At 31.8% G+C, this 13,810-nt stretch carries 11 protein-coding genes and 1 pseudogene; all 12 read right to left on the bottom strand.

Annotated features, from left to right (window positions below):
- Positions 1-3: 3 nt before the first annotated feature.
- Positions 4-408 carry a hypothetical protein gene (locus EHE19_RS08700; RefSeq protein ID WP_137696311.1) on the bottom strand — a complete coding sequence of 135 codons (405 nt, stop codon included), beginning with the start codon at positions 406-408 and terminating at the stop codon, positions 4-6.
- The gene (locus EHE19_RS08695) at positions 399-1,856 is read right to left on the bottom strand and encodes an RAMP superfamily CRISPR-associated protein (RefSeq protein ID WP_137696312.1); all 1,458 of its coding nucleotides are present in this window, start codon (positions 1,854-1,856) and stop codon (positions 399-401) included. The genes EHE19_RS08700 and EHE19_RS08695 overlap by 10 nt, the downstream gene beginning before the upstream one ends.
- Before the next feature lies 1 nt (position 1,857).
- Positions 1,858-3,483 carry an RAMP superfamily CRISPR-associated protein gene (locus EHE19_RS08690; RefSeq protein ID WP_137696313.1) on the bottom strand — a complete coding sequence of 542 codons (1,626 nt, stop codon included), beginning with the start codon at positions 3,481-3,483 and terminating at the stop codon, positions 1,858-1,860.
- A gap of 11 nt (positions 3,484-3,494) precedes the next feature.
- Positions 3,495-4,133 (bottom strand): RAMP superfamily CRISPR-associated protein, encoded by a 639-nt coding sequence (locus EHE19_RS08685; RefSeq protein WP_137696314.1) that lies wholly within the window; start codon positions 4,131-4,133, stop codon positions 3,495-3,497.
- Positions 4,130-5,677, bottom strand: a complete 1,548-nt coding sequence (locus EHE19_RS08680; RefSeq protein WP_137696315.1) for a Cas10/Cmr2 second palm domain-containing protein — start codon at positions 5,675-5,677, stop codon at positions 4,130-4,132. The genes EHE19_RS08685 and EHE19_RS08680 overlap by 4 nt, the downstream gene beginning before the upstream one ends.
- Positions 5,678-5,681: 4 nt before the next feature.
- Positions 5,682-7,631 carry a TIGR02221 family CRISPR-associated protein gene (gene csx2, locus EHE19_RS08675; RefSeq protein WP_171003496.1) on the bottom strand — a complete coding sequence of 650 codons (1,950 nt, stop codon included), beginning with the start codon at positions 7,629-7,631 and terminating at the stop codon, positions 5,682-5,684.
- Between the two features lie 648 nt (positions 7,632-8,279).
- Complete coding sequence (locus EHE19_RS20055; protein WP_342343343.1) at positions 8,280-8,522, bottom strand: RNA 2'-phosphotransferase; 243 nt, start codon at positions 8,520-8,522, stop codon at positions 8,280-8,282.
- Positions 8,491-8,775, bottom strand: a pseudogene (locus EHE19_RS20050) (RNA 2'-phosphotransferase); the annotation flags it as partial. The pseudogene EHE19_RS20050 and the gene EHE19_RS20055, both read right to left, overlap by 32 nt.
- A 951-nt stretch (positions 8,776-9,726) precedes the next feature.
- On the bottom strand, positions 9,727-10,107 hold the full coding sequence (locus tag EHE19_RS08665) for a hypothetical protein (protein ID WP_137696317.1): 381 nt from the start codon (positions 10,105-10,107) through the stop codon (positions 9,727-9,729).
- 18 nt (positions 10,108-10,125) lie between these two features.
- Positions 10,126-10,398, bottom strand: a complete 273-nt coding sequence (locus EHE19_RS08660) for a hypothetical protein (RefSeq protein WP_137696318.1) — start codon at positions 10,396-10,398, stop codon at positions 10,126-10,128.
- Positions 10,399-10,657: 259 nt separating this feature from the next.
- Positions 10,658-10,879 carry an RHS repeat-associated core domain-containing protein gene (locus EHE19_RS08655; protein WP_137696319.1) on the bottom strand — a complete coding sequence of 74 codons (222 nt, stop codon included), beginning with the start codon at positions 10,877-10,879 and terminating at the stop codon, positions 10,658-10,660.
- A 379-nt stretch (positions 10,880-11,258) separates the two neighbouring features.
- Positions 11,259-13,406 (bottom strand): beta-glucosidase, encoded by a 2,148-nt coding sequence (locus EHE19_RS08650; protein ID WP_137696320.1) that lies wholly within the window; start codon positions 13,404-13,406, stop codon positions 11,259-11,261.
- Positions 13,407-13,810: the final 404 nt, after the last annotated feature.

The raw sequence follows: 13,810 nt of genomic DNA, 5'->3' as shown, positions 1-13,810 counted from the left end.
TCTCTATCTGGTATATCCACACAAACAAGTCATTTTAATAAATGCTTGTCCGTCATCATCTTGTCCTATGTAGTGACGAAGCTTAATTTCTTTTCCATATTTACTTCTCAATATTTGCGTTTCTTCGATATACTTATCTTTATCCTGTTCCTCTTTTCTTTTTACGAACACTCTTAATCTATCTTCATACTGATAAATATGCAGTTCTTCATCTTCATTAAAAATTCTTGCCTCTAAGAGCTGTGAAAAATCTATTTTCTGATTCTCAACTTCTCCTATATCCATTTTATCCAACTGTTGATACCAAACATATTTAAGTTTGCTTTCATTTTTTATCTCAGTATAAAATTCATTCGCCATTTCTATATTTAAAAAATTTCCTTCTAAAAGATATTTATCTAATTGCATATTTCCTCCTGTTCTTGTAAGACTTTTAGATATTCAGTTAGCAATGCTCTATCTTCTGGTTTCAACGAAATTTTAACTTTATTACCTGTCTTACTAAATTCCATTACAATATTGTGAAGCCTTTTTTCTGAATCCATTATTCCGTATATTTCTATTTTCTCACCTGTAAATCGTCCATATCCTACACTCACTTCACTTCCAATTGCAATATTCCCAGTTCCAAGTTCACGTAAAAACAAATAAATCAATGAAATTGCTAATCTATCTGTTTTCTCTTCTCCTTCTCCTAATAATAAGTACTTAAATTTTATTTCTACATTTTCACCACATATAGGCTTTTCGGTGAACTTACTGCCATTCATAGTTCCACCAAGCCATCTGTCTATTTTTATTCTATTATAATAAGAATCCTTTGCATTGTTCTCACTAGTTATCTTAACATCTGTAGAAAAAACCCGACCACGTTTCTTTTCTTTTTCATCTTTTGTATCTGTAGACAAAACTTGACCACAATTTTTTTCTTTTTCTTCTTTTGTAAGCGCTGAACGATCTCCAAAAATATTTATTTCACATTGTTCATCTAATTCAAATAAATTTATAAGTTTTTCAGAAAATGCTCTTAATGCTCCTTTCATTGTAGATGCAGGTATAATATATTGATCCTTTGACTTCATATTATATGTAATATTTACCGCATCTTTATCAGTTTCATTTATCTTTTCAGATATAATCATTCCTTTTACTAAAAGTGCATTATTTATATTTGCTGTCAATTTAAAATCAATGAACCCATCAGGTGCATTTGAGTCACATTCTTTTATATCACAGCGTTCGAAAAACTGTTTCCTTTTATTTGGTCCCTTTAAATAATTTATCATATCCTTTTCATTAGAAAGGTCCCATTCAATCACATCTATACATTCTCTTCCATTACTATCAGTTTGTATTTTACATATTCCAGCACCATTTGTTTTCTTACCTCCAAAGGTAATATGTTTATGTCTAATTCCCTTTACAATTAACTCGAACAGTTCTTTAACTTCTGAATCTTCAGTACTAGATTGGCAAAATGACTCTATAATCAAATTAAATGTTGCACCTTCTGAAATATAAGTTCCTGTATACTTTTTCTTATCCTCAGCTCCTCCATACACTCTGTCCTGACAGATACCATCTCTTCTCTCAAACTTATATTCTTCTACTTGTGCATCATAAAAATACACTTTGCTTTTCTGTTCGTTATTTCCCAAATAGCTTAATAAATTTTCTGCCTCAGTGTTTCTTTTAAAATAAGCTTTTATTGCACCTGCAATACTACTTCCTGGAATCACAGGATTTTCATTTATATCTGTGGCTATTTCTAATAATGCATCTTTATCTGTTCCTATCTGCAATATTCCCTCGGTTTTCATGCCTATCCTTAATGCTCTAAAATACCGAAACTCCATACTATTCCCCCCTTTCTCTCATATAGAAGTACAAAATATTTTTCAAATACAATTTCTTCTTTTCAAAATTTGTTATTTCCTTTGAATATATTCCGCACAATTCTACTCTATTATTATTTAATCCCGAAATAGATGATGTAAACTTAGTTTTGTCTTCTGCCATATCTTTTAAATAATTAAATAAATTTGTACCATTAATATAACTATTACTATATACTTTTTTTGTAATACTATTATTTCTTTTCTCAATATTCTGAACAAAATTTTTTAGTTCCAGTTTATTTTTATCCTCTGTGTTATCATTTAAATTCATCAAAAAATAATATAATTCTGATATCTGAGAATTACTTAAACTTAAACTTATATTATGTACATTACTCTCTAGACTTTTTAAACTATAACCCACATTTCTAAAGGCATCACGAACTCTTTTTTGATAGATATTATTTACTAATCTTTGTATTGTTTCCTTATCTTCATTATCTAATAATATTTTATCTTCATTAACATACTTTTCTTCAACATACTTTTCCTCGTCCTTGTTTTCGTAAACTTTCATTTCACTGCATTGCATATCCATGTTGAAGATAATCTTCCCGAAACCTTCCTGCTTTCTTTCACCGATACCACGCTTTTCAATCTCCTTAGCTCTTTCTTTATCCCAATTCCCTTCAAAAGAATATACAAAAACACTCCCTGCTGCTACAGCTGATTGCTGAACTAGTCTGCCGTTCCATTTAAAATTGAATCCATTAGTAATTGTTATATGTGTAAATGCTTTCTCAAACTTTATATTTTCTAATCCTAATGCTGTTTCTAACAAGCTTTCTGGAATATAGGAAGCAACACTTCCATCTTCATTTTTTAGTAATAGATTTGACAATGCATAAATTGTAAAGTACTGTTTTTCCAATTTGTCTGTACTTGGTTCTACTCGCTTTTCTCTTTTTAAAACGCTATCTTCTTCTATTTTTATGCAGTCTAATATTAAACATCTTCCATACCCACTGCTCTTTGAACCTCCGATATAGATAATATCATTTTCCTTTATAACATCCTTTATTTCATCTTCATGTTCTTCTGAGTATCCTATCATGCAAATAAAAGTTTGATCTCTGTCTATAGCTTCATAACGAAACAACTGACTATCTTCACCATCATCACCAATGTTAATATGCAGATTATCAACCATATTAACGGGACATATATTACACTTTTTACTTGTTCTTTTTATAAAACAAAACTGTCCAGTACCAACATTTTTTTCTTCTTCTGATAATTCACTTTTATCTCCCATTATTGTTTTTACGCTTAAACCATTCAGTCCGTTTTTTCTTAAATCATCTTTCTTGGCAAAATATATCATGGGAACTGGAATGGATTGATATGCCTTTCCTTCCCAATAGCCTGCAATCATTCCGTCACCAAAATAAACATCTTTTAAAAGCCAGTAATCATCTTCTCTCAATTCACTTAATCCGTTTTTCTTTATGTATTTTTGTATAAACATACCACGAATAGTAGACCCAGGTATATAATTTAATGCCTTTTCCACATCTGTTTGACCCCCACCAAATCCCAGCTTAACTGGCTGTTGTGTCTGTATGGTCAATTCCATGTATTTCATTTGTCTCCTCCTTATGCTGTATGAATATATTGTTCTGTCAAATTTTTATCTCCAAGGCTAATTTCCAAGTTTACCAGCCCTTTTCCTTTTGATTTATAAGCACCTATATGCTGAATCATACCAATAGAATATGTAAGCACTTTTTGCTCTAAATCAGATAAATTTCTGTCACAATATAAAGTTGAATAAAATATAAATCCAGCGGTAATCATTCTGCATCTACGAAGTGAATGCTCTTTTGCTACTCCATCGTTAAGCTCTGTAAAGGTATAACTAGTTGTGAAAGCATCCGTTATTTCCTCTGAAAATAGTTTATTATCTTCTACACTTTTCTGAAGAATAGATTGTACTCTTTTACTTACTTTAAAATCAGAGAATTTTAATATGCCTCCATGCTTTTGTTTTTCCTGTGAATCGCTTCCTAGTAGTTCATCAATTATAGTTTTGCCATCTTCTTTTGTAATCTCAGGCAGCAGATTGACTACCATATGCATTTTCTCTCTAACATGTCCTTTAAAAGTTTTTGCCTTCAAATATGGGATTCCATACTGATCAGTTATAATATCATTGTCGAAAACTCCTGGAAGTGCTTCTCCGTTTCCAAACATGGTATCAGACAGCAATTTCATTTTTAAATTATATTCAATCATAATCCACCTCCATTTTCTTCGCCAAGCTTCCAGAAGAAGTCTAGAGCTTCAATAGCATCCAATGCAATACATCTGTTTTCTTCGTAGCACTCTTCCAATTTTAATGTTTTTCTCAATTGACGGTTTCTTAAAAATTCTTCTGTTGCTTCCCTTCCTTTTCTTAATTCAGTGCGTAAATCTAATATATTTCGCCTGCCTATATCTGAATTTTTCAATTTTGATATAAAATCATATAATTGAATTAATTTGTTAGAAGAAAAATCAGATATTTCAAATGGTTTATTTGTTAAATAACAAGATTTCGTTTTATAATTTTTTTGACGTATATTTTGAATATCACCAGATATTTCTCCTTGAGCTATATGAAAATCTAAACAACAAATATCTGAACCATTAATATTAGCTTTTGCATTATTACATAAACTCTCTGCCAGTTGGTGTGCCTTAAAAAATGGATATCCTTCTTTTACTATTGCTATACCTGCACAAGCACTCATTTTCATTGTACTTCTCACACCACATGCATTAAATTGAATTTGATGTTCATTAATATAAGATAATAATTGATATGTAAAATCAATGGCTATTCGCGCATCCATTACATAACACACATCATCTCCAGCCTGTATTAGCGGTCGAAAAGGCATAACTTTGTCTTCTATTTTATAATCATCCCTTTTCATTAATTTTGGAATTGACTCTCCTAATAATTGTATTGTTGATTTTAATGCATCTTTGTATAAAGAATCAATTTTATTACTAAAATCTAAGTACTCCTTTTTATACTTTTCATTAAATTGTTCTGATGGAGTATCTTCTGTATCATTAAAAATTCTCTGGAACTTCTCCAACTTTTTACCCATACCATTTCCATCGACAACTACTACTGCAATATAACGCTTCTCATCCTTCTTCCCACCAAGTTTATTGAATTCTCTTGGAAATCTGTAATCTGAGAAATTATCTGGCATTAGTTCTTTAAAATCTGTGATTTCTGTACCATCAACTGCCTTTAATTCTTTATCTATATAATTAACTGCATTTAATTTTTCATATGTTTCATTAGAAATTAATCTTTTTTTTCCATCATCATTTATAGAATCATTTGCTGGCATTAATGATGAAGTACATATTTCATTAATTCCTAACCCATATAGTCGATAGCTTGCTTTACGAGCGCGCTTTTTTTCCTCCAACTTTTGATATAACCGTTGTATCGCATCAAATATAAATTCTTTTTCTTTATCGTATTCTTGTACTGCCATAAAAATTTCAACGCCATGATAATTTTCTAATATCTCAAAGCTATACTTATAAACAAAGTTTTTTGCCTCTTCCAATTTAGAAAAACAGTATATATTCTTGCCTCCTCCTGCAAATATCTTCTCCATACTGCATTTCAATTCTTTTTGAATATCATCTGGTAAACTTTCTGTAATTTTTCTAATATTAATTGAAGCTCCTATATTTTCTTTCAATTTATTGGATTTAAATATGTAATTCTGTTTTTGAGATACTTCACTTACAACTAAATATTCAATCATAGGTTCACCTGCTTTCATCTTTCTGTTTTTTTATACCTTTAATAACTAATTCAATTAGCTTATTGTATTTACATTCAAGTTGATCATTAATTTCTTCGTAAGAATATGGCAGTGGCTCATAATATGCTTCTGGCTTTTGTTCCTTTTTCTTAAACCAATTTGGGAGTTGTGAAAGAAATCCAAAATGATTTATACTATTACGTATTTTAGAAAGGGCAATTTCTTTATTAGCATTATCCTGTTCAGTATCATCTTTTGAAAATTCAACAAGGTCTTCTGATAGAGTATCATAGATATCATAGGCAATTTTTATTCTATCAAGAATTAATTCTCGTGCCTTTTTAAATACTGGTTGTTCAAAATTAATTAGATTTGCATCACGTACATTTGATATTTTTATATATACTTCGAGTGTACATTCTTCTTTTTCTAACTGCTGTCGAAGTACTCCCAATAATAATTCACACTTTATTTTTCTATTAAGAATAACTTTTTTAATTATACTGTCTATATCGTTACTATAATTATTGCCGTTTCCTAATGCATAGTTCAGCAAGTTTTTTAAATCATTTTCTGATATCTCTATTGCTTCTATATTAGAATCATTTTTTGAAACTTTTTTATCTTTAACCAACTCCATTATCCAAATAAGTGTTAATTTTTTGCTATCATTTTTATCTTTGCTATTCTTATTTGCACATAACTTCTTTAAAATATTTGCCGCAATGGCTTGTCTATCAAAATCTAACATTTCATTTAAACCATATGTAACACATATTAATGTTTTAACCGTCTCTTCTAAAGCAGTAAAACCTTGCTGTGGCAGTTGTTTATTAATTGCCCATTTTACAGCAGCTAATCCTACTGCAAGATTAGCATTTTGGTTATAGTATTCTCTAAAAACCCGTTCCAGCTTCTTACCCTGATTCAGATTCCCATACTGCTCTTGTTCATTTGCTAAATCTTTTACATTATTAATATCAAAAAACTTCGTATCATTATCAATCGCATTTAAAAGTTGAAGCAAAGGAGACATTTCTCCTGACTCCGAGTTGCTACTACAAAGTTTATAATATTTCTTAAACTTATCATAAGCATATTTAATGGAACACTTAAATTCATCACTCTTATTTTGTGATGTAAAAACTTTGCCTCTTGAAGTTTCCAAAGTATTCGTAAGTGATACTAGACCAGAAATACATTCTTTTAAATTTTTTCCTCCAATTTTCTCTCCATTTTCGCACAAAGAGTTTAATAAATTGCTGCTTCCATTCTGTAACAGTGCCTGAGTGGCAGAAGACCAATCTAATATTGTATTAAATGGCAATAAATCAAATATTGGCATTTTTTTATAACTTTCATCATCAATTAGAGAATTGCATTGTTTACCCATTTCATAAGCACCATAAAATATTCCTCCTACCGTTACATTTTTAAGATTTTTTGCAAATTGTAAAACTGCCATCATCTGTAAAGGAATACTTCTCAAGCCATTAGTAATGTCTACATACAGTTCATCTCCGCAATCAATTTTTTCTAAAATTATGTTAAATATTTTCCATAATTGTTCTGTATTTTTCCCTTCTGGAATCTCTTCTATTACATAATTCAATTTTCCATTTACAGAATACTTATTTTTTAACACCTCATCTAGTCCTGTTTTTATTATTTTATACTCTGCTTTTGTATATGTTTCAGGACGAATAATTTTTTTATTTTCAATTTCCTTTAAGTCATCTTCTGTATAGGTGTATGAATTCCAATTTTTTTCACATGCTTTTTTAGTTGAAAAAATTGTAATCTTATCCATTTCTACTCCTAAATCCTTTAAACAATCTAAAATAGCATGCTGGCAATATTGATATATTGTTTTACTCGTCTTATCCTGATATATATACTTAAATTCCGAGTAAAAACTTGCACCTAAAACTGATATGAAATGCCTTTGACCCATAAAGTCCCTCCGTCGTATTTTATATATGTAAAACAGTAACATAATACGTAATAAATAATTAAATTATTACATATATTCTTAATAATACCATAATTATCTTATAATACATACTAATTTATGTCAATTAATTGTAAATATAGAAATAGAATTTAAAATTTGTCGGGATTGAATTCAATAAAAAGAAAGTCCCACTAATAGGAGATGCAGTACATATGTACTTCATTTCTTATTAATAGGACTTTCCCACCATCTTTTATCAATGTGGGCTAGGTTGATTTAATTGTCAGTCAGTTATCATACAATACCAAAGGTTATATTATTAATAATACTTAGTTTTGATATCTTATTATCTTTAAAATACTATAGTGTTTAATAATTAATTATCATCAGAAGACTTTTGAAGCTTGTTATAATTTTTCAAAATCGTTTATAACGTGTTTTACTGCAGAATCAGTATCCAAAAACGGAACTTGTAACATTAGTAACATCAATTGTAACTAATTCAATTCTGTCATCATCTTGTTCTATAAAACTATTTTATATTCCTCCTATTTCCATGTTCCAATACTATGTACAGTTCAGTATCAAGATGGACATATGACCTTAGTACAGTCCACATAATCCGAAACAGTGTAACCTACTAATCACTCAAAAACTAATATATTTACTTGGTATAGCATCGGCTAGCCAAACTTTATCATTGCCAAGATAGAACTTTACACCTTCAGTCCATGCTTTAAGAGCCCGTACTTTTAGTAACGTGGGTTCATCATCACGTCTTTTGCCTACCTGTAATGCTGTTTTAGTGTTAACAGATAGATGTATATACTGTCGGCTCCAAGGTAATAATCCATTTCTTTTATTGCATGTATAAAACGTCTGCAGTACCATGGTATAATATTTCAGGTTGTGCTTTAGGGTCTTTTAAGATTTTTTGAGGAAATGAGTGTCCATATAGCGCCCTAATTTTGCTGTCCAATATCTCATGGCGTTTTTTATCAGATTTTTCTATCATTACATGTAAATCCTGTTCACTTAACTCTTTCCACTCCATGCACTTATGTAAGGAAGAAAGCAATTGCCCAATATCAACCCAGCCTTCATCATCTAATTCTAACTCATATTCCCATGGGGCATGACGTAATGCGTATGATACTTTTTACTTAAATTTAAAATAATCCAAAACTATACCTCTCAAAATAAAATACTATTATACGGGAATAAAATCACCCCCATATCCATTATCGGCTCATTGTGACAATAGATATACAAATTACAAATTAAAACTCAACGTATAAGAAAGATGTCATATCAGTTGAAACTGTACAACAATTATATAATATTATGCTTGTATACTTTAAAGACTAGTCTTCAGAAACTTCAATGCTCTTACAAGCAAATTTGATGATATTTCCATCAATTAATTTGATATTTATAGATACCAATAACATCAATTTTTCGTGACCATTTCATAACCTAATCAATAATATCTGCAATATATAGTGGAACATTATCTGCTAATTTTTTACGCAAGCATCCCATATGACAAAATAACTGTTGTTCCTGCTGTAAATCTTGCTCTTTATCCCAATTAGATACTACAATAAGTACTGTAATATCAATTTGATTAGATTCTATGCTTTCAAAAACAGCATTGATATTCCAGATTACTCATACTCCTGACACCTCAATTCCATACATTTCTAAAGTAGAAGTTTCCTCTTTCTCACCATGACTTGTTTGCATTATATCACAACTTTTTATACAAAAGTCATAAAAGTCAATTTTTTAAATAAGCTAATGTTGATTTAAACTGTTAATCCTCTCCACCTACAATCGAAATCGGCGGCGGGGCTTGATCTCTATCATTTACTATCAAAAAAGAAAGTCCTACTAAGGGAGTAGTAGTATATATGTACTCTATTCTCTCTTTAATAGGACTTGATTCTAAAGGTGGTTTATCCCGCCGCCCTATTTTGAAGGTTGGCAGAGTTTATTCAGTTTTATTTACTTATAATGTCAGAAGTATTAATTAAAATATTTAGCTTTGTTATCTCAACAGCGGTAATTTGTTGTAGCGTATAGTGGAACATTTCTATTCAATTGTAATAGCTTTCTTTCCGCTTAACTCAATTGTCTCAAATTTATCCTCATCTACTTTCACAAAAGCCTTGAGTTTTATAGAAATATCATACTCCCCTGGTTCAATATCTATGTCACTACAATCTTCATATACGTCATAGACAATGTAATGCGGTTTTTGCTTAGATACTATAAAGGTATCTCTGGGTAAGCCTAATCGGCATGAAGTATATGTTCCGACCTTAGCATCCTCCCCTTGTAGAAGGAGTATCTCCCTTAAATCAATCTTCTCAGCTATCTCTACTTCTTCATCTGATGATAGTTTTATTACAACAGGAATTGATTTTTCTGTAGAACTATAGCTACTATTTAGTAAATTAATATCTAGTCTCATTTAATTTCCCTCCATCCATTATAGTAGTTCTGGAAGATTCCTAAGTCTTTTGGAGATAATCCTTTGCGGTGTCATACTTGGACTACCCATCATAGCGAAAGTTCTTAAAGTATCGTATATTTCTATAGGATTTGTTATCCAATTGTATGTACCTATTACAGTACCTGATAAAGACTGGTATACAGCCATTCCAACATTAGTTTTTATTGGGTTTTCAACATGAAGCCCAATGCTGTTATTATATTTCTGGTATGCTTCAAGTTTTTGATTTGATTGTTCCCAAGATAACATAAAATCGTCTAAAGCTGCTGCCTTTACATTTATTGAACTTAAAGCTTTGTTTCTAACAGTTCGTATTATTTTCTTTCTTCTGATGACATGCTTTTATATGCACTATAAGCATTTGAAATATCTTTAGCTATATTTACAGCCGGTTTAATGACATTATCGTTTGTCCATTCTTTAGTGGCATCCCAAGCTTCTGAAGCCTTTTCAGTTACATAGCTTACACCATCAGAAATTTTTTCACCTAGCCAATTTGCACCACTCTTTAATCCGCCCCAAATTTCCTCAAAAAGTGTCCCGAAGGGTCATAATATATCATTGGGTTATTTGCACAATAGGTATACAAATTCAAACTAAGCGTGTCACTTCTATCACCCAAGTATGTATCTTCCTGCAAGAATCTTGCTGTCTTAGGGTCATACATTCTGGCGTTGAGGTAGTATAAGCCTGTTTCATCATACTGGTAGCCTGAGAAGGTTGTCAACACTTATCTAATTCACAATAACTCCAGAAAATAGAACCTATAAATAGACTTTTGTCTGCTTTATAGGTTCCATTTTATTGGTGGGGTAGAATTATCAATGAAATGTTTGGTTTGAAATAATTGCGTTAAATATTTGATTAAGCGAAGCTTATTTTGCCAGAAAACCAATACCATGTCGGTTTTAGCACACTACGAACCATGGATGGTGAATGTGTGCACCGTCGAATTTACTTCGATAAATCATTACTGATTTTAATAATTATTTCGTTAAAAAACCATTGATAATTCTACCACACCAATAGATTTTAATGTTCTAAGTTTGAGTGATTTATTTTAATCAACATATACCCATTAAGTGCTTTAAAATTAACCTTTGCAACCTCTAATAACAATATTGCTGCTTCAATTCTATTTCACCCTTCAAACGAATGTCTCTAGATGAACTTCCCACTCGAATTTCATAAATTCCTGCTTCGGTCTGAAATTGCTTTTTATCGGTATTATAATAGCCAAATGCTGTTTTATCCAGCACAAGCGTAACTTTTTCTTTTTGCCCTGGTTCTAATGCAATTTTTATATATTGCTTTAGTTCCTGTGCAGGGCGGTTTATGGCAGAATTTGTGCAGGCTACATATAACTGTGCAGTCTCCTGACCTCCGCGGCTGCCATTATTGGTCACTTCAAAGTTAACACTTATTTTTACATCCTCTGTTTCTTCAACTTCCAAGCATAAATTACTATAATCAAAAGTGGTATAGGACAGCCCATGACCAAAACAAAATTCCGGCTCTATTTTGTAGGTATCATAATAACGATACCCAACATATATGCCTTCACTATATGAAACGGTCTTTCCTCCAGGAAATTCACCCAGTGAATAAGCTGAACAGTCACTTAATTTTTTAGGGAATGTCATTGGAAGCTTGCCGCTTGGATTAACTTCACCAAGCAAGACCTCTGCCAATGCAGTTCCGCCTTCCATTCCTCCATACCAGCACCATACCACTGCTTTTGCAGCTTGAATCCATTCACCCATTTCAACTGGTGAACCTGCCATCATAACTACCACAGTATTAGGATTTACCTTTAATACTTCTTTAATCAATGTATCCTGCTCATATGGAAGCTTCATATCCTTGCGGTCAAGACCTTCTGAGTCATAATCGTGATTAAGACCACCAACAATAATTACCTCATCTGTAACTTTTGCTAAAGCTACTGCTTCCTCTAGATGCTGTCGTCTCTTGGCTTTTATTTGGTCATCAATTGTTTCTGTCCTTCTAGCCTGTACAACATCTTCTAAACTAGTTTCCTGCCAGTTAATATCATTTTCATCCTTTTTAGGTTCTACATAATATCCTCTTGCATAAATTACTTCTGTATTGCCTCCAAGCTTCATTTTTAATCCCAATAGGGGAGAAATTTCATACAATGCTTTAATTTCAGAACTTCCTCCACCATTTGAATGTATTCTTTCTGCATTGTCACCAATTACCAGTAATTTTTTAAGTTTACTTTCCTGCAATGGAAGCCTGTTATCCTCATTCTTTAATAAAACAACCGACTCTCTTGCTACATCAAGTATATCCCTTCTATGCTCGGGTGTGTTAAATGCTCCCTTACACCTTGAAGTTCCAAACATTTTGAGTTTATGCATCATGCGAAGTATTCTTCTTACTTTCTCATCAATCAGTTTTTCCTCTATCTCACCTTTTAAAATAGCCTCCTTCAGCGGTTCTGCCATATAGTATTCGTCAAAATTATATGCAACTGACATTTCTATATCCAAACCACTTTCTGCAGCCGCTTTTGTATTATGAACGGCTCCCCAATCTGATATAACACAGCCATCATATTTCCATTCTTCTTTTAAAATTGTGTTAAGCAGATATTTGCTTTGGCAGCAATGTTCACCTCTTAGGAGGTTATAAGCCCCCATCAGTGAATAGCTGTCAGCTTCGCAAACAGCAGCTTTAAACGCCGGAAAATAGATTTCATTTAATGTGCGGTCATCCACTAAAACCTCTACCCAAAGACGTTCGGTTTCTTGATTGTTTACGGCAAAATGCTTTACACATGCAGCTACATCTGATTTTTGAATACCTTTAATTAACGGAACTGCTGTTTTCGCTGTTAAGTATGGGTCTTCGCTCATATACTCAAAGTTTCTCCCGCAGGCAGGACTTCTCATAATATTTATGCCCGGTGCCAATATAACATCCTTTCCCCGGCCTCTAGCTTCCTCTCCAAGCACTACTCCCAGCTTGTATGCCAAATCTCTGTTCCATGTGGCAGCCAAAGCACTATTACAGGGAAGATATGATACAAAATCATCGGAATGTCCAATTACCCTCCAACAATCATCTTCAAATTCAAAGCGCACACCCATGGGCCCATCTGATAATTTCAGTGATGGTATTCCCAAGCGTTCTACCGCTCCTGTTCTGAATAATCCGTTTCCATGAATCATAGAAATCTTTTCATCTAAAGTCAGTTGTTCCAATAATTTCTCTATTTCTGTCTCAAACATATTATGTCCAGGTCTCACATTTCACAAATACAATAGAATAAATGCAAGTTACTGGGCACCCCCTTTAAAAAAGTATGCTTACGTTATCATTTTGTATTCAATTAGGCTAATTTACTCTTTGTTTTAATTAATTATGAACTGAGTTCATAGGTAAAATTACTTATTATTTATTACTGGTACGCGATTACAGCTAAGTTAAATGGGGTACTAAGTTAAAGTTAATAGTTAATTCTACCATGAGTTGTTGCAAAACAAGAACTAATTTATATCAACATTAAATTGCTTAAATAGTTCTCCCGTGTAATATATATCTATTGCTTGCTCCCGAATTTGACACTGAAATAATTGCGGTGCATAACAAGTACTTCCGCTGTTTCGGCTACAATACTTGTTCTTTACCTATC

It is taken from the genome of Ruminiclostridium herbifermentans, assembly GCF_005473905.2.
Classification (GTDB): domain Bacteria; phylum Bacillota; class Clostridia; order Acetivibrionales; family DSM-1351; genus Ruminiclostridium; species Ruminiclostridium herbifermentans.
The sequence above is the reverse complement of the archived record's forward strand: the minus strand, read 5'-3'. Positions and strand labels throughout refer to the sequence as shown.

Coding starts and splice junctions, on each gene's coding strand:
- EHE19_RS08690 (WP_137696313.1), bottom strand. CDS start 3,483: ATGAAATACATGGAATTGACCATACAGACACAACAGCCAGTTAAGCTG.
- EHE19_RS08700 (WP_137696311.1), bottom strand. CDS start 408: ATGCAATTAGATAAATATCTTTTAGAAGGAAATTTTTTAAATATAGAA.
- EHE19_RS08650 (WP_137696320.1), bottom strand. CDS start 13,406: ATGTTTGAGACAGAAATAGAGAAATTATTGGAACAACTGACTTTAGAT.
- EHE19_RS08660 (WP_137696318.1), bottom strand. CDS start 10,398: ATGTTATCTTGGGAACAATCAAATCAAAAACTTGAAGCATACCAGAAA.
- EHE19_RS08695 (WP_137696312.1), bottom strand. CDS start 1,856: ATGGAGTTTCGGTATTTTAGAGCATTAAGGATAGGCATGAAAACCGAG.
- EHE19_RS08680 (WP_137696315.1), bottom strand. CDS start 5,677: ATGATTGAATATTTAGTTGTAAGTGAAGTATCTCAAAAACAGAATTAC.
- EHE19_RS08665 (WP_137696317.1), bottom strand. CDS start 10,107: ATGAGACTAGATATTAATTTACTAAATAGTAGCTATAGTTCTACAGAA.
- EHE19_RS08685 (WP_137696314.1), bottom strand. CDS start 4,133: ATGATTGAATATAATTTAAAAATGAAATTGCTGTCTGATACCATGTTT.
- EHE19_RS20055 (WP_342343343.1), bottom strand. CDS start 8,522: ATGGTACTGCAGACGTTTTATACATGCAATAAAAGAAATGGATTATTA.
- csx2 (WP_171003496.1), bottom strand. CDS start 7,631: ATGGGTCAAAGGCATTTCATATCAGTTTTAGGTGCAAGTTTTTACTCG.